Consider the following 19,994-nt stretch of genomic DNA (forward strand, 5'->3'; position numbering starts at 1 on the left):
AAAATGGTAAGAAAAAAAGGGTGTCAATCATGAAACGAGCTTTACTTTCGGCCGGCATTCTATTTTTGATTCTAGGAATACTCCTGTTAGTCGTTGTATTCATGCAATCAAAAGAAGATTTCTTCATTGAAGCCGACAGCTTTTCGAGCACATTTTTGATCGTGATCTATTATGGACAAACCCCTGCGCTCCTTCTGATAGGAGGCGGTATATTCGTCGGACTTTCACAGATCATTGGTTTGCAAGAGAAAAAGGCAGCATTGGCAAAGGAGAGCGTAAAGCTATTATCCGAGATGAAGAAAGCCCTAGAAGACAAATCGGCCGAGGAGCAGGAGGCTTTTCCAGTTCCTGAGCTCCATCAACTATCCGAACGTCCAATCACAGGACAGAAGGACTAAATTTACGCATGTTCTAGCAGCTTTCTTTTGAAAGCTGTTTTTTTATTTTATTGAATCAGCTTATGACGATGCGCATACACAGCCGCTTGCGTCCGGTCTTCTACATCGAGTTTGGAAAGAATGTTCGTAATATGTGTCTTCACTGTTTTAATTGTAATGAATAGTTCCTCAGCGATGACCTTATTCGATTTCCCATCCGCAATCAGCTTCAAGATTTCCATTTCCCTTGCTGTTAATGCATCATGAAGGATTGATCCATTTGAGGAATGACGAAGTTTATTCATCACCTTTCCAGCTACTTTTGATTCTAGTCTTGGTTCGCCGATACTTGCAGACCGAATGGCATCTGCAATTTCTCCTGCCTTGGATGTTTTTAATAAATAACTTAAAGCACCTGCCTCAATCACTGGATAAACTTTATCATCATCAATAAAGCTCGTCAGAACGATAATTCGAGCATCTTCAATTTCCTGACAAATTCTTTTCGTTGCTTCGATGCCATCCATGCCTTCCATGACAAGATCCATTAAAATGACATCTGGCCGTAATTCAACTGCTAGCTCTACACCTTTTTGTCCATCTGACGCTTCACCAATGACTTCAATATCAGCTTGTGCCTCTAAAAAAGCAGCAAGCCCCATTCTCACCATTTCGTGATCGTCGATTAAAAGCACTCGAATCATCGAACGTTCTCTCCTTTTCCTTCATCAAAAATGGGAACCTTCACATCAATTTGTGTTCCTTTTCCTTCAAATGACATAATCTCTGCGACACCGCCTACTTCACTTGTTCTTTCACGAATGGATTCCAGTCCGTAGGAGGCCGTCTTCACATGATCTGTTTGAAAGCCGATGCCATTGTCGATAATCTTCAGCTGCACCTGCCGATTTCGAATAAGCAGACGCACTGTCACCTTTGTCGCCTTTGCATGCCTGAACACATTTGACAGGGCTTCCTGTACGATTCGGAAGAGGTGATCCTCTACCCCTTTTGACAGCGGAACATCATCTTCTATTTCCCAATCGATATCAATCGGCTGCTTTGCTTGAAATTCATTTAGGAGTTCAATCAAGCCTTTTTTCAAGTCTTTTCCTTCAAGGGTGATCGGTCTGAGATGTAGCAAAAGCGCTCGCATTTCATTCTGTGCATCGCCAGCCATTCGTTCGACTAGACGCATCTGCTTTAAAATCTTTTCATCCTTTTCCTTCATACCCTCAAGAATTGCAGAGGTCATCATTGAAATCGCAAACAACTGCTGGCTGACCGCATCATGCAGTTCTCGTGCTAGACGCTGACGTTCTTCTGAGACGACCGATTTTTTCATTTGCACCTGCCATTCAGCCCGTTCATTCGAGAGCTTTTGCAAAGAGGCTACTTGACCTTCCACTCGTTTTGCCATTTCATTTAATTGGTCTGCTGCTAAGCCAATTTCATCGTCGCCAAGAGACGGCAGTCTGTATGCAAAGTTCCCATTTTCAAACTTTAAAATCGACTCTACAAGCTGATCAAGACGCTTTTTATGCTGATAACCAAATACATGTGAGGCAGAAAACCCAATGGCAAGACTAATGATCAGTAAAATACAAAAAAACGGGATGCCGAACCAGCGGGTAGAGAGGAGAATCATCGGATCAAGCTGGTAATAAAAAAACATGGGCAGCATCGTCATGATGACAACACCAAGCGAGATCCCTACTCCAAGACGAATTGATTGCCACTGGATACCTAGATGGAGTTTCCTCATAAGTATCTCACATCCACATCTCCGATCAGTAAAGAGATGGAGATTTTCACTTTACGTTTGCTCTCATCATAATTGTCGGTCATCACATACACTTTACTGCCGAATCCGCTTCTTTTTTCATCAATAATTTTCATATCACCAATGGCAGCCGAAGCGCTCACACATACTTCAATATCCTGCGGAACGAAAATATCCACATCTCCGATGAGCCCGCTTATCACGATCGTGCTCTCTTCTTCTGCGATAATGGCCTTTGATAAATCGATTTTGACATCCCCAATAAAACCAGAAATCGTCAAATCACTTAATTGAAACGGCTTTTTCATCAGTCTGACTTCACCGATAAAGAAATCATGCTCCTTGTGCGGCTTTGTCTGGCTCTTTGTTTTCTTTTGCTCGCCCTCTTTTTCAAGATTGACTTTCAGAGAAGGTTTATCGTTCTCCGGTGCTTCCTTTTTATCGATATCAAAAACGGGTTTGTTTTTCAATAAGCGATAGCCGGCATAGATCAAAAAGGCGGCAAATAAATATCCTGTGAGGCTAAATGTAATATTGAGCAGGAATTTTAAAAAGAGAAAGCCGGCAAAAATATAGGAAACTGAACCGAGCCAACGTTTGGATCTTGAGTGCAGCCAATAGCCCGCAAGCGCAAAAAACACAGGCCAAAACAAATCGGCTCCGATCCCAATAATTTTGAGAAATAGATTAATACCAAAAATCACGACAATGATGCCTAAAATTTGATTCCTTGAAAAACGCAGTTGACTCGCCTCCTTCCTTTGTTTCGTTCATTACCGCAGCTTTAAGTTTCCACTTGTCATTTCAATATCGACTAAATGTGTCCCTTTTCCCCGCGTACCTGTAAAGCCCCGTCCTTCACTATCTGCTTGATCAAAGTGATAGGTGTGGTCGACACTTCCACTTGTTTTTTTCACTTGGACATTAAAATCTCCTTCATCTGGCAGGTTAAATTTTGCGCTGCCTGATGTCATGTGAAAGGAGACAGGTGATTCAATGGTATCAAAGCTTGCCGTCAATCTACCACTCGTCATTTCTAGCTGCATTTCGCCTTTGACATCTTTAATATCGACACGGCCTGAGGTTGCTCCAATATCGCTATTTTTCGCATCAATGTGAGACGCAGAGAGTCTGCCAGATGTCGCTTTGATTTCTACATTGTTTGCTGAGAAATTCTCAGCATTAAGGTTTCCGCTTGTTGATTTGAGGATCACATCTTCAAGAGAAAGCTTCCCTTCGCCGTCGATCTCACTGACCCCGCTTCCACCCGTAATCTTCACATTTTTATGATAATCTGTTGGGATTTTAACTAAGAGTTCTCCTTTTTCAAATGAAGTGAAAAACAAGAATCCTTTATTTTCAGCACGGACGTTAAATGTACTACCTGTTTGTTCCGCATACATTTTCCCTTTTCCACCTATGACCATCACGGAAATATCGGAACGATTTTCAGGCTGTACCTTCACGCGAAATCCAGAAAGAGAAATATCTAATTGATCAATTTCATCTTTTTTTGCTGAAGCCGTTGTGACTGGTTTTTCACGGGAGAAACTCAAATGAAAGAGATTTTCGTTTTTGAAAAGCATCCCAATCATTAAAAAGACACCTACGAGTATACAAATTAGACCAATTAATCGCTTCATTCATACCATCCCTTTATCTTCTGACCTTTTCATTATAAGGAAAAGCGAAACAGAAAGAAATCAAATATCGGAAGAAAAATCCTGCTTTTCTTCCGATTTGTCATTGATTTCTTAGTTTGCTTGCTGCTGCTCAGGCTTCTTCTCTAGCTTGAGCTTCTGCCATTCTTTTTCCACCTCATCGGCATAGTCTAAGTGAGCATATGCTCCTTGATCTGCAAATTGTGCATAGCTGCCTGCTTTTGTCTCCATTTCTTCGATACGGTTCTCCATTCGAAGAAATTCTTTATATGCACTTTCACTATCTACTTTATTCATAGATTCGTTCATATGCTGCTTTGCCTGTGCGGCATTTGCTCTTGCTATGAGCGCCTGCTTCTTGTCTTTAATATCACGCAGCTTCGTTTCTAACTGCTGCAATTGCTCTTTTAGTTCTTTTAGTTGTTTCACAGATTGCTGATAAGCTTCCTGATATTCCTGATGCTTTTCTTCAAAATACTTCATTTCTGTGAGCGCTTTTCGTGCTAACTCTTCTTCTCCTGCGTGAAATGCCAGCTCAGCCTGCTTCTTTCTTTTTTCAGCAAATGCTTCCGTCTCTTCTGCTTTGCGCAGGAAACCTTGTTGTATCGTCTGCTGTTTGATGATCGCATGTTTCGCTTTGGCAATATCGTCCTCCATATCACGAACGTACTGATTTAGCATGACACGCGGATTCTCCATTTTATCTAAGCCCTCATTGACCGTTGCAACAAACATATCTCTCATTCTTCTAAATACCATTTGAATTTCCTCCTCTTATTTTTTCTTTAAAAAGTCTTCCCATTCTTGATCAAATGACGTGTGCATAGGTTCTTCCATTTTCGGTGACGTGTTTGGTTCCATATATGATCTGCTTGATGATCCTTTTGCCACTTCACCATTGATCATCCTCCAGCCGAAGTAGAGAAGCCCCCCAGCTAGGGCGATCCCAAAGATAAATGGCAGACCTTGCACAACGATCATGACACCAATGACGGCAAGAATGATGCCGAAAGTTTTACTGCCTTTCTCGTATTTCTTTACACCTACATAGATGAGCCACGCCCCAATCAGAATCGGGATCAGCCCTCCTAGCGAACCACCGAAGAAGATGGATAGACCGACAAACATTAAAATCGAACCGATGATGGTTTTACTTGTTATTTTCATCTTCATGCCTCCTTTCTTGCTCCTTGCCTTTACTATAGTCAAAAAAGAAAGCTGGCAAAACGTGTCGCAGATTGATCTTTCATTGCGACCAGAGTCGTAACTTCGCTCAGACTGAGCGGTAGAATCCAATAAAAAAGCACTCTTCAATGAGAAGAGTGCTCAGATTGTTGACAATGCGCTAAAATGATCTTGATTTTAGCCCTTTGTCTTCTTTTCAGCGTGATAGAAAACCTTTGAAGTCTGGGAAGGACGAGCACCGGCGCACAGACCTGACAACGAATGCGAAGGTTTGTTTACACGCTTCAATGAGAAGAGTGCTTTTCTTTATTTAGACCGAAATACGTTTGCACTTCGTTCATATTCGACATCCGCTTCACCGAGCCGATGATTCACGATTCGGGCGGCTGCAAATAAATAGTCAGATAGCCGGTTTACATACGTGAGCGCAACTGGTGGAATCTCCTCCTCCTTCGCAAGCGTCACCATCTGCCGCTCTGCTCTTCTGACGACTGTGCGCGCCACATGTAAGAGAGCCGCACCTTCCTGACCGCCTGGTAAAATAAATTTCGTGAGCGGCTCGGCTTCTTCTACATAGACATCCATTCTTTGCTCAAGGACTGCTACAGACGCTTCAGTTAATTTACCTTCTTTCGGTAGTTTCACTGCTGCTAAATCACCGCCGCAGTCAAACAGCTCGTGCTGTATCACAATCAGCTCTGACATAATGTCTTGAAACAATTCACCATGCTGACGTAATTTTGCATGTGCGAGTCCAATGAAACTATTCGCCTCGTCTAACGTGCCGTAAGCCTCTACCCTCACGTCATCTTTATCGGTTCTTCCGCCGATCAAGCCTGTTTGACCTTGATCGCCTGTTTTTGTATAAAGTTTCATTAGAGTCCCTCCTTGTCTATGGCTTCGTCCTTTTAGTATAACCTGAAGTGAAAAAGATGTATTTGTTTAACTAAACACTGTGATGTTCATCGCATCATAAACCAAAAAAGCGAACCCTTTGGTTCACTTTCAAATGGCATTCAATGAATAAAGGAGACGGTACACTTTCTGCTTTAATCGTTCGCGTAAATGCTCATCATCTTCTGTTTCTTGCAAGTTGGCAGTAGCGATACAAAGATGATGAATGGACAGGTTCGTCTCCTGTTTTATCATGTGGACAAGCTGTCCCATGAGCTGAACAGAAAATCCGTCTGATAGAGACTCTTTCAGTACAAGCCAAATGGTCAGCTCTTCTTGATGACGCATGCCGTAAAGCACCATGTCATCATCTGTGTCTTCAGCAGCAAATTGTTTTGGACCACTTGCTTGGTCATAAAACAATAGTCCTTCCCGATCTTCCAGCTCCTCATCCAGAAGCATCTCACTTCCCGTTCCAAGAGACCTTTTCCAAAAGAAGCCACCCTTTTTCTGGTGTGAGGAAAGGGTGCGGAGCGGCTCTTTGAGAGAAAATGTCATTCCTTCTCCGCCATACGTTTTCCAACCATCCGCTAACTTTGCATTTGATGCTACAGAAGTCTCCGCAGGCTCAATGATTAGCTGAGGATTTGCCCTTCGCGGGTGTTGGAGCGGTGTTACATTTGTTTCATATATACGGTTGATTCGCTCAGGCGTCAAGACGTGATGCGGCAGCCCTACCATTTCTGTCTTTCCTTCATCAAGCAGGAGTAGCCGATCACAATACAAACTGGCGATGTTTACATCATGAAACACACCAATGACCGTTAATCTAGAGGAAGTCGTTTCTTCTTTAATTAAATCAAGCAAATCTTTTTGATAGGCCAAATCAAGAAAACTGGTTGGTTCATCAAGCAATAAATAGTCAGGCTGCTGGGCTAGTGCCTGTGCCAAATACACACGCTGTTGTTCTCCCCCGCTTAGCTCATGAATGGATTGATTCTTAAACTGTGCAACACCCGTTTGTTCCATAACTTTGCTGACGACCTGTACATCTTCTTGCGTAACAGATTGCAGCCATCCTTTTTGATACGGGTAACGACCGAATTGAATCGTTTCTTGCACTGTAAATGAGAAGGCTTGGTCCGTTTTCTGCGGTAGAACAGCCATTTTTTGCGCAAGCGCTTTTGGACGGTAGGATTGAACCAGTTGACCGCTCAGGCGTACCTCTCCACTGTCAGGTTCCAGCAGCCCAGAGATCATTTTAAGCAAGGTCGACTTCCCGCTTCCATTTGGACCAAGAATACCGAGAAATTCTCCTTGTTTTACTTCAAGACTGATGCCACGTATGACCTCTTTCTCTCCATATCCACCTTTGATTTCCTTCACTTGAATCATAGATGCGTCCCTCCTCTATATTTACGGATGAGGATGATGCCGAATACAGGGGCACCAATTAACGCTGTGATGATGCCGATCGGTAATTCAGTCGGCTCAATGATTGTACGCGATAACACGTCTGCTAAAACAAGAAAGGAAGCGCCATTCAGCATCGACAAGGGCAGGAGGTGCCGGTGGTCTGTGATAGCTAAGAGGCGAATAAAATGCGGAATCACAAGTCCCACAAATCCGATCGTTCCTGATACTGCTACTGCACTACCAGTCAAAATCGATCCAGCAAGTAGCACGATATATTTGCTCCTTTTCACATGTACACCTAATAGCTTTGCCTTCTCCTCGCCATACGTCATGACATTCAAATCTCTCCCCATCAGCATTAATGCAAAGGTCCCAATCAGAAAGAAAGGAAGGAAAAGCACAATATAGCGCCAGCCCCTCATGGACACACTGCCAAGAAGCCAATGAATAATCTCTTTTAAATCATCACCCGTTAAAGCAATCATCAATGAAATAAGCGCGCCCAAAAAAGAACTGAAAATCACCCCTGTTAAAATTAAAGAGGAGATGCTCATCCCCCGATGAACAAGACGCGCAAAAAAGAGAACGAGACATAGGGTCACAAGTGCTGTTGTCATGCTGAAAAAAGGGAGCGTGAAACTGCCGAGCAAAGGGAGCTGCAAACTGAAAAATAGGGTCGCGACGGCTCCAACTGATGCCCCTTGAGATACACCGAGTGTATATGGGTCAGCTAGAGGATTTTTTAATAACCCCTGAAAAGCTCCTCCAGATAACGCCAGCGCTGCTCCGACTAGTGCCGCTAATATCACTCTCGGCAGCCGGATATTCATCATAATATTGCGATCAATTGAATCTATTGTGCCTATCTGCACACCGAATAGTTCATGAACAAATATACGGAGAATAGAAGGAATGGGAATCCCTAAGCTTCCAAAGGAGATTCCCATTCCAATGCTCACCACAAGAAGTAAAGAACTTAGTGTGTATGCGATGATGAATTTATTTGAACGTGTCAGGATAGATGCTTTTCGCAAGAGCCTCGACTCCTTCAACCAATCGCGGTCCCGGTCTTGATGCGAGATCCGTATTCAATTGAAAGACTTGTTTTTCCTTTACTGCTTTGATCGCATTCCAGCCATCTCTCTTTTTCAGATCAGCTAAACTGGACCCATCAATTGTGACGATTACGTCAGGGTTTCGTTTAATAATCGATTCTTCTGTCATTTGCACCCAGCCAGTTTGATCACCAGCAGCATTTTTCGCATGGATCACAGATAACATCTCGTCCATAAATGTATGAGTTCCTGTTGTATAAATTTCAGGAGTACCTGATACTTCAACAAAGACTGTTTTTTGTTTGTCTTTAGAGATCGCCTCTGCTTGTTTCTTGATGTTATTCAATTTTGCTTTCATCTCGTCTACAAGCTTTGTTGATGCTTTTTTTGCACCTGTTGCTTCACCGATCATATTGATCGATTTGTACACATCCTTAAAGGAAGTGGCATCATTTACAGTCAGTACTTGAATCCCTGCATCCTCTAGCTGTTTAAATCCATCTTTTGATCCCATCTGCGAGGCATGAGCTAGTACCAGATCAGGTTTTAAGGAAATGACTTTCTCGACATTGAATTCAAGTCCGCCAATTTTCTCTACCTTTTCAACTTCCTTTGGATAATTGTCAAAATCAGAACGTCCAACCATTTTATCTCCAAGACCGAGCGCATACGCAACCTCTGTATTACTTGGAATTAATGAAACAATTCGTTTTGGCTGTTCTTTGATTTCGACTGTTTTACCAGCTGCATCTTTAATTGAGACAGGAAATGCCGCAGTCGCTGTTTCGTTATTTTGTGAACTCTTTGCTTTATGGTCTGTCTCAGCACCTGCACATCCTGCTAAAACACCCATCACAAGCAGGAGCGATAGCCAAATGGCCGTTAACTTTTTCATGAATGAACCCCCTGATTTATGTACTGCTTGACGAAATCTCTTCCGTCAATTCTTTTCTAATTTCGGGAATATTATACTACAGTGCAGATAGGTTGTATATGTGATTTCTAAAAGCGTCTTTTTCCTTCTGATAAAAGAAAAAACAGCCTCTAAAAAGACTGTTTTTCACATCATCTATTTATTAATTTGTTCGCCATTGATGACAACGTTCTGAAAAGAAGGCGCTATTGCATGCTCCAAAGAAAGTGGATACGTCACATGATCTATGACACAATTTTTCATGTTGAAGTTTGTCACCGGGGAATGTGAGTAGGCGGCTATTTTCACTCCATATCGTCCGCCGCTGCTTTTCAGTCCTTCTACTTCAATATGACGTACAACAGGACGATGTGGACCCGCATCCCCTTCCTCATACATCATATCGATACAGACCACTTCATGCTTTAAGCTCTTGACTGTGTTGTTTTTAAAGTAAATATGTTCAATGGTACCGCCCCTGACAGAGTTGGTTTTAATCCGCAGTGCCCGGTCAAGGTTCGGACTATCCATTACATTATTCTCTGCATAGACATACCTTACACCGCCAGAGATTTCACTCCCGATCGTTACTCCCCCGTGTCCATCACGCATCTCATTTCTACGAATGACAATGTTTTCAGATGGAATCCCTATTCTTCGACCGTCCTCGTTCCTTCCAGATTTGATGGCAATACAGTCGTCGCCATTATCAAAATAACAATCTTCAATGAGTACATTCCGGCAAGATTCTGGATTCACACCATCTGTATTTGGTCCATGCCCGATAATATGGACTCCACGAACAATCACATGTTCACTTAGTACAGGGTGAATTTGCCACATCGGTGAATCCTTCACTGTCACTCCTTCAATAAGAACTTGCTGACATTGGTAGGGCTGGATAAAGCTTGATCTTAAATAATGACCTTCACCAAACACTCTTTCTTCTACTGGTCTTCTCTTTTCAGCCATGTCAAATAGAAGCTGACGATCTCGCTCTTGAGAGGGCTGGCCATTCGTGCCATATTTCCAAGGCCACCAATGATGCTCATCCCCCCTACCATCAAGCGTTCCAGCTCCTGTAATGGCAATGTTTTCTGCATGGTGTGCATAAATGAGAGGTGAATAATTATAAAGCTCGACCCCTTCATATCTTGTCAGGACAAGCGGCAGATAATCCTTTGGGTTTTGACTGAATGACACATACGCTTTCTCATGCAAATGCAACTCTACATGACTCTTCAATTCTAGCGCACCTGTCACAAATGTCCCTTCTGGAATGAGCACACGCCCCCCTTTCAAACGGTGCGCATCATCAATGGCAGACTGGATAGCTTCTGTTGAAAGCTCGATTCCTTGTGCATCTGCACCATAATGAACCACATTAAATTCACGATCAGGGAACAGTGGTGCTTTTATCTGTTTTAACACTTGATCGATTCCGTTTGCTTCTTTGTTTTTCTTCCCTTGTCTTGCTAAACGTGTGAGTCCGATTCCTGTGAGTACCGTTCCTGCTGTGATATACATTAAATCCCGTTTTCTAGACACATTCTCATCCCCCAGTCGCCTTAAAGTGTGACACCTGTTTTGAAAATAGCTAGCTCTCTAAAATTGTTTTTTTCATGATTTAATAACTTTCCACTCGCCACATCAATGACAGTTGAAATGAATTTTTCTAACACAACATCTTCTGGTACATCTTCAAGCAATTCTCCCGCATTAAAGTCAATCCAATGTTTTTTTGTTTCATATAAGGCTGTATTTGTCGAGACTTTCATTGTTGGGACAAACGTGCCGAATGGTGTCCCTCTGCCTGTTGTAAAAAGAACCAACTGACAGCCAGAAGCAGCAAGAGCAGATGAAGCAACCAAATCATTTCCTGGGGCACTTAATAAATTTAGACCCTTTCGCTTTAGCAATTCCCCATATTTCAATACATCTTGAATGTCAGAAGTCCCTGCTTTTTGTGTACATCCGAAAGATTTATCTTCTAATGTCGAAATTCCCCCTGCTTTATTTCCCGGGGAAGGATTTTCATATACTGGCTGTCGATGATCCATGAAGTATTGTTTAAAGTCATTGATCATTTGCACAATATTGTCGAAAGTCACTTCTGATTCTGCTCTTTCCATCAAAATCGTTTCTGCTCCAAACATTTCTGGCACTTCTGTTAACACTGTCGTACCGCCTTGAGCAACAATAAAATCGGACAGCCTTCCTAAAAGCGGATTTGCGGTAATACCGGAGAATCCATCTGATCCCCCGCACTTCAAACCGATTTTCAGCTCAGATAACGGGATTTCTTCACGGTGATCTTCTTTCGCTGCCTCATAAATTTCTTTGAGTAAAGCGACTCCCGTCTCAATCTCATCTCCTACTTCTTGGCTTCTTAAAAACTTCACTCTCTCATGGTCATATTCACCTAATGTAGACTGAAAATCTCCAATGTCGTTATTTTCACAACCCAGTCCGAGGACAAGCACGCCTCCAGCATTGGGATGCTTCACGGCATTTTGTAAAATGGTTTTTGTATTTTCATGATCGTCTCCAAGCTGTGAGCATCCGTAATTGTGCTTTAATACAAGAGCTGTTTCAAACGGATGGATGCTCCCGCCCATTTCAGCGGTGAATATTTGGATAATTTGATCGGCGATGCCATTTACGCATCCAACGGTTGGGACTATCCAAAGCTCATTGCGTATCCCACTTTCCCCATTTTTCCGCTTATATCCTTTAAAAGTAAGATTCGATTTTTCATAGGGGTTCTTTGTAAATGAAGGCTCGTATTCATAATTAAGCTTTCCTGATAGATTGGTTTTAATGTTATGTGTATGCACCCATTCTCCAGCAGAAATGGCAGTCGTTGCGTGCCCGATGGGGTAACCGTATTTCATGATATTCTCTCTCTGCTTGATATCAGCCAATGCAAACTTATGGCCTTTGGCGATGGTTTCTTTTAAAACAACAGCATGGTCTTGATGATGCAGCTCCTCCCCTTGTTCAAGTACTTTTAAAGCAATACCGACATTATCTGAAGGGTGAATCACAATAAAATCTTTCATGCCTTCTCCCCCTGACTTTCATATTGATGTTGCAGCATTCTTTGAACAGCCGCTCTCATCCCTTCCTCCTGTATGAAAGTAAGCTGATGAGCTACAGCGTGAACCAAATCATGTATATCCGTTAAATTTCTCCCCCATAATGACTCACATGATAGAATCTTAGCTGCAATCGCTTCATTAGATTGGTTCACTTCTTCAAAGGCTTCCTTCATGAATGTCAGTACCGTCTCATCATCCTTTATCTTTTCTGCATGTGCTCTGTAAAAATAAATGAGGCTGCTGAGTGAAAACACGAGTTTCATTGGAAGCTGTTTCTTTTGCTCAACATAATCAAGCAATGACGGAAGAATACGAATTCGGAACTTCGATACACCATTAAGCGCAATATCCAACAATTGATGCTGCACAAATGGATTGCAAAAGCGATCCCAGACCGATTGTGTATAAAGAAGAAGCTCATCTCGAGAGAGCTCAAGCCCTGGTAGTACTTCCTCCTCCAGCATCCGCCGGATGAACGGCCCAACATCTTCATCACCCACAGCTTCGTTTACAGTTTCTATCCCGCATGAGTAAGCGATTGGCACCATCGCTGTATGAGCACCGTTTAAAATCCGTACCTTGCTTATGCGATAAGGCGAAATATCCTCTACAAAAAGAACATTTAAACCTGCTTTTTGAAAGGGAAGCTCTTTTTGTACGAAGACAGGTGCTTCAATAACAAAGAGGTGATAGTATTCTGCCGTGACAAGCAACTCGTCGATATATCCCTCTTCCTTTTGAACCATTTCAGCTACTTCCTTAGAAAACCCGGGAACAATCCGATCCACAAGCGTATTGCAAAACGTATTGGCTTCCTTGATCCATGTGATAAACGCAAGCGGCAGCTCCCACTCAATTGCCATGTCTACCACATATTCCTTCAAACGGTCACCGTTATGTTCAACCAGTTCACAAGGAAGGATGATCATCCCTTTTTGTTCATCTCCAGCAAATGATTTAAACCGGTGATATAGGAACGCTGTCAGCTTTCCCGGAAAACTCGCTTGTGGTCGATCCTCAAAGCGATCCTCCTTTCTGAACATAAGTCCTGCCTCTGTCGTATTTGAGAAAACAAAGCGGAGATCGGGGTTTTCAGCTACTTGTAAAAAAACATCATAATCCATATACGTACTGATTCCTCTGCTGATCGATTGAATGATCATGCGCTCATTTATTTCTTGCCCGTCATGATAGCCCTGAATACATAATGTGTATAAGCCATCTTGTTCATTTAAAGCTGCAACAGATCCTTTTCTCGGAGGAACAACAACAGCCCTTCCTTTAAAATCTGTGCAGTCGTTCAGCTTTTGAATGTGCCAATTCATAAAGCCTCGCATAAAATTCCCTTCACCGATCTGCAAAATCGTTTCCGGATATTCAGACACTGGGTATATGCTTTTTGATAAACGTTTCAAATGGATTCCCCTCTCTGCATTTCATGCACACGTGAACATTTTTCTTGAAAAGGTGCTGATTACTGCACCTTTTTGACTGAATCTCTGATCATGAGCTCTGTATGGACATACATTTTTTCCATATGATCCTCTTCCTGCTCTTCTCCGTTTATGACAGATAGAATGGCATTTGCTCCAAGTGCACACATTTTTTCGATTGGCTTTTTAACCGTTGTCAGTGCAGGCGTGGTATAGGATGAAAATGCAATATCATCAAAACCGATAATAGAGACATCACCCGGACACGTCTTCCCCTTTGCATATAAAGCATTCATTGCACCAATGGCCATATCATCGTTAGAGCAAAAAAGAGCTGTTGGCGGATGATCAAGGGTCAGCAGGGATTCCATTGATTCATAGCCGCTTTTCATATGGTAGTCACCCTTGATCATATATTCTTTTTTCATCGGAATATGGTGATCAATTAACGCTTGGAGAAAACCAGCTTTTCTCTCCTGAGTCGATTTAAAGCCTTCTTTTCCTTCAATGATGGCGATTTGTTGGTGGCCTTGCTGAATGAAATAATGCGCTGCCTGGTATGCTCCTTGACTATCATCTGCTAATATATTCATCACTTCATGATTTTCTACACGGCGATTCAGCACAATGATTGGAATGCCCTGTTTCTTGACATGATGAATAAACGCTTCATCATGCTCACTTTGGCTCATTAGCAAAATACCATCGTAGCGCTGTTTATGAATGGTTGTGTAATCATGAAAATCGTCAATACCCCTAACAAACAGATTGTAATGCTCTGTCATGACGCTATTGACGCCTTTTAACGCATCCACAAAGAAGCTTGAGGATGTGCCTTCTGTTAAACTCGTAAAAAACAGACCGATCGTAAACGATTTTTGTGATACAAGGCCTCTGGCATGGACATTTGGTGAATAGTTCAGCTGTTTTGCAATCGACAAAATCTTTTGTTTTGTCTTCTCTTTAATAAAAGGACTATTATTCAAAGCCCTTGATACTGTGGTATGAGAGACATTTGCCAATTTTGCTATGTCTTTAATTGTGACTGTCATGCTATTCCGCCTTTTATGATTTTTTTCCATCTTATCATAAAACCGTTTTCATTTTCTTACCTTTTTCCTCATGTGATTTTACTTTGATGATGGAGCTGCTTTGCTCGGTCAAATTGAAAATATTGCTTGGCATTTTCATAGCTGATTCCTTTCACGATCTCCCCTAACAGCTCTTGGTCATAAGGGACTTCTCCTTTTTCTACCCAATCCCCGATGATATCACAAAGCAGTCTTCGGAAATATTCATGCCTTGTATAGGATAAAAAACTTCGTGAATCTGTCAGCATCCCGATAAAACGGCTGATCAATCCGATACTGGAAAGAGCCATCATCTGCTCTGTCATTCCTTGCTTCGTATCATTAAACCACCAGGCTGTGCCGTGCTGCATCTTCCCCGGTGTCTTGCCGTCTTGAAAGCTTCCAGCCAATGTTGATATCACGACATTGTCTCTTGGATTTAAGGAATACAGAATCGTGTTTGGCAATGCATCTTCTTGTTCTAAACGATCTAATATACGGCAAAGCGGCTTTGCAATATCTTCGTCATTCATCGCATCATACCCCGTATCTGCTCCAAGCCTCTCAAACATTTTCGTATTATTGTTTCTAAGTGCATTGATATGAAGCTGCATTGCCCAGCCACGCTCACAGTAAGCCTGACCTAGCATAATGAAAGTCTCTGTTTTAAATTTGATCTTCTCTTTTTCTGTCAATGGATAACCAGACATTCTTTTATGAAAGATGGTCTCCACTTCTTCTTGTGTCGTTTCTTCATATGTCATTTCATTAATGGCATGATCTGAGATCAAGCAGCCGTGTTCATGGAAAAAATCAATTCTCGCGCGGATAGCATTTAAAAAATCTTGGTAGGATTGTATTGAAATAGCTGAAGCCTCTGCCAGTTCATGAACATATTTTTCAAACAGATCATTCGCTATATCGAGTGCTTTATCAGGTCGAAACCCTGGAAGCACTTGTACAGAGAATCCCTCTTCCCGCAGTTTTTGATGATATTGAAGTGAATCGATTGGATCATCTGTTGTCACAACAGTTTCAACGTTTGATTTCATGATGAAGTCTCTCGCTCCAAATCCCTCTTCTTGTAGCTTTTCATTGACTTTCTGCCAAATGGTGTCTGCATTTTTTTCATTTAATAGGTCTTGGACTTCGAAATATCTTCTCAGCTCTAGATGAGTCCAATGATAGAGCGGATTTCCTATGGTCATAGGGACGGTCTTCGCCCATGCCAGAAATTTATCATAATCAGTTGCATCACCCGTGACATGCGTTTCGGGAATGCCATTTGCTCTCATGGCACGCCATTTGTAATGATCTCCATAAAGCCATGCCTCAGTGATATTTCGGAAGGTTTTATTTTCATAGATGTCTTTAGGACTTAAATGGCAATGGTAATCTATGATTGGAAGGTCCTTTGCAAACTCATGATATAACTTTTCCGCCGTTGGACTGTTTAGTAAAAACTGCTCATCTAAAAAGGCTTTCATCAAATTCCCCCATCCTTCTTATCGTATGAAAATGATTTGTTCACGTTAACAATTTAATTGTAATCGTTTACAAAGTTGATTTCAATCCTAAAACAGGAAAAAACGATCTCCTTCAGAAAGGAAAATCGTTTTTTGGCTATTTTACAGAAGGTGATTTTTTTAGGATAATCACAATAGTTGTTCCAGCACCAGGTTCACTTTCCACTTGAATATCGCCGTCATGCAGTAAGACAAGCTCTTTTGCTATTGCCAGACCAAGTCCTGTTCCATTCGTTGGGTCATTTGTATTTGTCCCTCTATAGTAGCGGTTAAATAAGTGATCGACCGTTTCTTGTGCCATTCCGCATCCGTTGTCTTTCATTTCGATCCGAACTTCTTCATTTGTTTCAGACAAAACAGCTGTAATATGCGTGCCTTTTTGGTTATGCTTGACTGCATTCGCAAGCAGGTTCTCAATCACTCGTCTGAACCAAGCTTTGTCTATCTCAAAGATGACACCGTTAGTTTGGTCTTCAAAAGAGGATGAAAAATCCTCAGAAAAAGAGCTTCTTGAAAACTCGTCCATAATAGAGGCTAAAAATTCACCCAGCTCGACCGGCTTTCGATTGATAGGTAAGGCCCCATTTTTCAATCGATACGTGAGGTTTAAATCTTCAATCAAGGTCGACATGTACTCTGATTTCTCACGAATCACTTGTCCCATTTCCATGACTTCTTCCTTGGACCATTGATATTGATCAGATTCAAGCATGAGCCCGTAGCCATAGATGGTACTAAGGGGTGTTTTCAAATCATGAGACAATCCTGCAATCCATTCTTCCCTTGTGGTTTGAATTTTTCTTCGGTTTTCTTCATTCTCTTTTAATGTAAGCGTGAGTTGATCCATTGTTTTGAGGATATCCTCAAATAATCGGTATTCCCGCTTAATACGCCCTTTTTTATTTTTACTAATTGGGATTCCTTTTCTATTTGTTGGTTCCTGCAATTTATTTCTAGATAAGAAAATCAACCAGCGAATAATATGATAGATTGGCAGACCATAGCGATACGAGTACCATAATGTCATGACGATAATAATTGTAATCGCAAGACCTGCAATTAAAATGGTCGTATATTGATTTAAAGCGTCTGTTTCTTTATCGTATAAGCCATCTGGGCTGTATACTTTATTTGGTACAGAAATGATCATATACAGGTTTTTATTCACTCTAATATAAGATAGATCACTTCTAAACTCCCAAGGCTTTGATTGATACTTAAGCAGTTCAACATCTGTTACATCATGTTTCAGATTGGTGTTGGCTCGAATGCCTTTTAAATATTTCCCTTCATCATTGAACAGATGTACCGACCCATTCATTCTCTTCAAGAATTCTTTCGTTTCAACCGAATATTGAGAGAGTGCAGCCAAATTTTTCTCGTTCTGCTTCAAATAATTGGCGACCTTTGTGCTGTTTGTTTTAAACCCATACAACACGATAAAGCTTTTTTGATCAATCTCAATTGGCCAGAAGTACATCTTATAATCTTTGAATTGTCTTTTTTCAAAGATCTGGATCATTTCATCCTTTTGATAGGAAGTTGGAATGGACTTAGGGCGGTGATAGCTATAGACGTTATGTTTTTTTGAATCAATCACTTGCAGCCAGCCGTCTCGTTTTCTCACTGCTTGCTTGAGCTGATCATCGGCCTCCATTTCTCCATCCTCGTTAAAATAAAGCCAGCTCATGAGTGTATCTCCATCAGCTTTTGTTAAGCCGGTTTCAGCCATGTTCTCGTAGTATTTTTTTAAATATAAATTATCAGAGAACGTATTTCCGATGATAAAAACGGCAATCACAATAAACATTTGTCCGACAAAGTGAAAGAAGAGTTTTGCTCGTAAATTCATAAATTATTGATGAACCTTTACTGGGTGTGGTATAAATTTATATCCCATTCCACGGATCGTCACAATATATTCGGGCTGACTTGGATCTAACTCGATCTTTTCTCTCAGCTTTCGAATATGTACCATCACGGTGTTGTTATCACCATATGATGGAACGCCCCATACTTTCTCATAGATTTGGTCTTTTGAGAGAACCACATTCGGATGATCACAAAAGTACTTCAGTAAAGAGAGTAGCTGAGCAGAGCATGCAGTCACCTCTCCTCTTACTTTCAATTCGGCTGAATGAGGATGATAAGAGAAGTGGGCATATTCGTATGGACTTTGAGCCTCATCTTGGTCTTCCTTTAAAGAGATATATGTTCGGTTTAAGTGAGCCTTAATTCTAGCCACAAGCTCTAGCGGATTAAATGGCTTTGTGATGTAATCATCTGCCCCTTGAGCAAAACCGGTCAGTTTATCTACATCAGACGTTCTTGCAGTTAAATAGAAAATGGGTGCTTTCGTAAATTTTCTCATTTCAGGAAGAACATCAAAACCAGACTTACCCGGCATCATCACATCTAGAAGTAAGAGATGGATGTCCTCGTTTTTGACAACATCTAATGCTTCATCTGCATGGTAAGCTTTATATATATGCTTGAATCCTTCTTTTTTTAATACGCGTTCAACCATTTTGACAATTGCTTCTTCGTCATCTGCAATCAATATTTTTGCTGTTTCCACGCATCTCTTTCCTTTCTAGCTATGATCTCTAACCGTATATTACCATTGTCTAAAGTAAAAAAGTACCTCTTTTCTGCATAAAAGCGAAAAAATATCAACTGGGGGAAATGGCATTACTAGGAAGTTTCAGAGACACAAAAAAACTCGGCTATTCCACCGAGTTCCTTTTACTTCTATTATCCATTCACAGCTTCTAGCTTTCTTTCGTGATTCATTAAGTCATATGTTAAACAAATCGGCTTATTCGTTCTAGGGTCAAGTACGATTTCTGCATCAATGTGGAATACCTGACCAAGCACCTCTTTGGTCATGACCTCATGAGGCGTCCCATCTTTGATCACTTTTCCTTGATTGAGGGCAATCATATAATGAGAAAAACGTGCCGCATGATTTAAATCATGAATGACCATCAACACAGTTCGTCCCTGTTCTCTGTTTAACCGTTCTAACAGCTGCAGAATCTCGAGTTGATGTGCAAGATCCAAATACGTCGTCGGCTCATCCAATAAAAGCAGTTCTGTTTCCTGGGCAAGTGCCATCGCAATCCATACACGCTGACGCTGTCCACCAGAAAGTGCTTCAATTGGCCGGTCATGAAAAGCAATCATGCCCGTTTCCTCAAGTGCCCATCTGATGATTCGTTTATCTTCATTTGATAAGCGACCAAATCCATTTTGATGCGGGAAACGTCCATATGACACAAGCTCATACACTGTCAGTCCACTTGGTGCTTCGGGCGTTTGCGGTAGGATCGCCATCTGTTTTGAAATTTCTTTTGTAGGCGTTTGATGAATAGCTTGACCATTTAAGTAAACAGCGCCTCGGTTGGACTTCATGATACGGGACATTGTTTTTAATATCGTTGATTTCCCGCACCCATTCGGTCCGATCAATGTTGTCACCTTGCCTTTTGGGATACTGATATTTAAATCCTCTACAATCAAACGGTCCTGATAACCGATACATAGCTTTTCTGTTTCGAGCGATTTCATATGTTTTTCT

General features: G+C 41.5%; 19 protein-coding genes. 1 reads left to right on the forward strand and 18 read right to left on the reverse strand.

Annotation, left to right across the window (positions count from 1 at the left end; genetic code table 11):
* Window positions 1–29: 29 nt before the first annotated feature.
* Complete coding sequence (locus tag MKX52_RS14940) at window positions 30–398, forward strand: hypothetical protein (protein WP_012011213.1); 369 nt, start codon at window positions 30–32, stop codon at window positions 396–398.
* Window positions 399–445: 47 nt separating this feature from the next.
* Here the strand turns inward: MKX52_RS14940 and MKX52_RS14945 are convergent, their stop codons facing one another.
* From MKX52_RS14945 to MKX52_RS15030, 18 genes are all read right to left on the reverse strand, one after another.
* Window positions 446–1,081: a response regulator transcription factor gene (locus MKX52_RS14945; RefSeq protein WP_003213157.1), complete on the reverse strand. Its 636-nt coding sequence runs from the start codon at window positions 1,079–1,081 to the stop codon at window positions 446–448.
* Window positions 1,078–2,142 (reverse strand): two-component system sensor histidine kinase LiaS, encoded by a 1,065-nt coding sequence (liaS, locus tag MKX52_RS14950; protein WP_012011214.1) that lies wholly within the window; start codon window positions 2,140–2,142, stop codon window positions 1,078–1,080. Before liaS ends, MKX52_RS14945 begins: the two co-directional genes overlap by 4 nt.
* Window positions 2,139–2,903 carry a cell wall-active antibiotics response protein LiaF gene (liaF, locus tag MKX52_RS14955; RefSeq protein WP_041815917.1) on the reverse strand — a complete coding sequence of 255 codons (765 nt, stop codon included), beginning with the start codon at window positions 2,901–2,903 and terminating at the stop codon, window positions 2,139–2,141. Before liaF ends, liaS begins: the two co-directional genes overlap by 4 nt.
* A 30-nt stretch (window positions 2,904–2,933) precedes the next feature.
* Complete coding sequence (locus tag MKX52_RS14960; protein ID WP_342490947.1) at window positions 2,934–3,803, reverse strand: DUF4097 domain-containing protein; 870 nt, start codon at window positions 3,801–3,803, stop codon at window positions 2,934–2,936.
* Between the two features lie 111 nt (window positions 3,804–3,914).
* Entirely contained in the window at window positions 3,915–4,580 is a 666-nt protein-coding gene (locus MKX52_RS14965; RefSeq protein ID WP_088001317.1) for a PspA/IM30 family protein, read from the reverse strand.
* A gap of 15 nt (window positions 4,581–4,595) precedes the next feature.
* Window positions 4,596–4,988, reverse strand: a complete 393-nt coding sequence (locus tag MKX52_RS14970) for a hypothetical protein (protein ID WP_151021842.1) — start codon at window positions 4,986–4,988, stop codon at window positions 4,596–4,598.
* A 324-nt stretch (window positions 4,989–5,312) separates the two neighbouring features.
* Window positions 5,313–5,882 (reverse strand): cob(I)yrinic acid a,c-diamide adenosyltransferase, encoded by a 570-nt coding sequence (locus MKX52_RS14975; protein ID WP_251184391.1) that lies wholly within the window; start codon window positions 5,880–5,882, stop codon window positions 5,313–5,315.
* Between the two features lie 129 nt (window positions 5,883–6,011).
* Window positions 6,012–7,295, reverse strand: coding sequence for a heme ABC transporter ATP-binding protein (locus MKX52_RS14980; protein ID WP_342490948.1), 1,284 nt, complete (start codon window positions 7,293–7,295; stop codon window positions 6,012–6,014).
* Complete coding sequence (locus MKX52_RS14985; protein WP_342490949.1) at window positions 7,292–8,350, reverse strand: iron ABC transporter permease; 1,059 nt, start codon at window positions 8,348–8,350, stop codon at window positions 7,292–7,294. Before MKX52_RS14985 ends, MKX52_RS14980 begins: the two co-directional genes overlap by 4 nt.
* On the reverse strand, window positions 8,316–9,266 hold the full coding sequence (locus tag MKX52_RS14990; RefSeq protein WP_012011231.1) for an ABC transporter substrate-binding protein: 951 nt from the start codon (window positions 9,264–9,266) through the stop codon (window positions 8,316–8,318). Before MKX52_RS14990 ends, MKX52_RS14985 begins: the two co-directional genes overlap by 35 nt.
* Window positions 9,267–9,440: 174 nt before the next feature.
* Entirely contained in the window at window positions 9,441–10,832 is a 1,392-nt protein-coding gene (locus tag MKX52_RS14995; RefSeq protein ID WP_012011233.1) for a glycoside hydrolase family 28 protein, read from the reverse strand.
* 20 nt (window positions 10,833–10,852) lie between these two features.
* Window positions 10,853–12,346, reverse strand: a complete 1,494-nt coding sequence (locus tag MKX52_RS15000; RefSeq protein ID WP_342490950.1) for an altronate dehydratase family protein — start codon at window positions 12,344–12,346, stop codon at window positions 10,853–10,855.
* Complete coding sequence (locus MKX52_RS15005) at window positions 12,343–13,800, reverse strand: tagaturonate reductase (protein WP_342490951.1); 1,458 nt, start codon at window positions 13,798–13,800, stop codon at window positions 12,343–12,345. The genes MKX52_RS15000 and MKX52_RS15005 overlap by 4 nt, the downstream gene beginning before the upstream one ends.
* Window positions 13,801–13,859: 59 nt before the next feature.
* Window positions 13,860–14,870 carry a LacI family DNA-binding transcriptional regulator gene (locus MKX52_RS15010; protein ID WP_216887821.1) on the reverse strand — a complete coding sequence of 337 codons (1,011 nt, stop codon included), beginning with the start codon at window positions 14,868–14,870 and terminating at the stop codon, window positions 13,860–13,862.
* Window positions 14,871–14,938: 68 nt separating this feature from the next.
* Entirely contained in the window at window positions 14,939–16,375 is a 1,437-nt protein-coding gene (uxaC, locus tag MKX52_RS15015) for a glucuronate isomerase (RefSeq protein ID WP_342490952.1), read from the reverse strand.
* Between the two features lie 136 nt (window positions 16,376–16,511).
* Window positions 16,512–18,266, reverse strand: coding sequence for a HAMP domain-containing sensor histidine kinase (locus MKX52_RS15020; protein WP_088001268.1), 1,755 nt, complete (start codon window positions 18,264–18,266; stop codon window positions 16,512–16,514).
* 3 nt (window positions 18,267–18,269) lie between these two features.
* The gene (locus tag MKX52_RS15025; RefSeq protein ID WP_012011239.1) at window positions 18,270–18,992 is read right to left on the reverse strand and encodes a response regulator transcription factor; all 723 of its coding nucleotides are present in this window, start codon (window positions 18,990–18,992) and stop codon (window positions 18,270–18,272) included.
* A 176-nt stretch (window positions 18,993–19,168) separates the two neighbouring features.
* Complete coding sequence (locus MKX52_RS15030; protein ID WP_012011240.1) at window positions 19,169–19,984, reverse strand: ABC transporter ATP-binding protein; 816 nt, start codon at window positions 19,982–19,984, stop codon at window positions 19,169–19,171.
* Between the last annotated feature and the right edge of the window lie 10 nt (window positions 19,985–19,994).

The sequence above is a fragment of the Bacillus sp. FSL R5-0422 genome, assembly GCF_038610765.1.
Classification (GTDB): Bacteria; Bacillota; Bacilli; order Bacillales; family Bacillaceae; genus Bacillus; species Bacillus pumilus_O.

What these genes read in the sequence shown, in the direction of transcription:
- uxaC (WP_342490952.1), bottom strand. Translation starts at nt 16,375, where the DNA reads ATGAAAGCCTTTTTAGATGAGCAGTTTTTACTAAACAGTCCAACGGCG.
- MKX52_RS14975 (WP_251184391.1), bottom strand. Translation starts at nt 5,882, where the DNA reads ATGAAACTTTATACAAAAACAGGCGATCAAGGTCAAACAGGCTTGATC.
- MKX52_RS14970 (WP_151021842.1), bottom strand. Translation starts at nt 4,988, where the DNA reads ATGAAAATAACAAGTAAAACCATCATCGGTTCGATTTTAATGTTTGTC.
- MKX52_RS14990 (WP_012011231.1), bottom strand. Translation starts at nt 9,266, where the DNA reads ATGAAAAAGTTAACGGCCATTTGGCTATCGCTCCTGCTTGTGATGGGT.
- MKX52_RS14980 (WP_342490948.1), bottom strand. Translation starts at nt 7,295, where the DNA reads ATGATTCAAGTGAAGGAAATCAAAGGTGGATATGGAGAGAAAGAGGTC.
- MKX52_RS15010 (WP_216887821.1), bottom strand. Translation starts at nt 14,870, where the DNA reads ATGACAGTCACAATTAAAGACATAGCAAAATTGGCAAATGTCTCTCAT.
- MKX52_RS15000 (WP_342490950.1), bottom strand. Translation starts at nt 12,346, where the DNA reads ATGAAAGATTTTATTGTGATTCACCCTTCAGATAATGTCGGTATTGCT.
- MKX52_RS14960 (WP_342490947.1), bottom strand. Translation starts at nt 3,803, where the DNA reads ATGAAGCGATTAATTGGTCTAATTTGTATACTCGTAGGTGTCTTTTTA.
- MKX52_RS14940 (WP_012011213.1), top strand. Translation starts at nt 30, where the DNA reads ATGAAACGAGCTTTACTTTCGGCCGGCATTCTATTTTTGATTCTAGGA.
- MKX52_RS15030 (WP_012011240.1), bottom strand. Translation starts at nt 19,984, where the DNA reads ATGAAATCGCTCGAAACAGAAAAGCTATGTATCGGTTATCAGGACCGT.
- MKX52_RS14945 (WP_003213157.1), bottom strand. Translation starts at nt 1,081, where the DNA reads ATGATTCGAGTGCTTTTAATCGACGATCACGAAATGGTGAGAATGGGG.
- MKX52_RS15020 (WP_088001268.1), bottom strand. Translation starts at nt 18,266, where the DNA reads ATGAATTTACGAGCAAAACTCTTCTTTCACTTTGTCGGACAAATGTTT.
- liaS (WP_012011214.1), bottom strand. Translation starts at nt 2,142, where the DNA reads ATGAGGAAACTCCATCTAGGTATCCAGTGGCAATCAATTCGTCTTGGA.
- MKX52_RS14965 (WP_088001317.1), bottom strand. Translation starts at nt 4,580, where the DNA reads ATGGTATTTAGAAGAATGAGAGATATGTTTGTTGCAACGGTCAATGAG.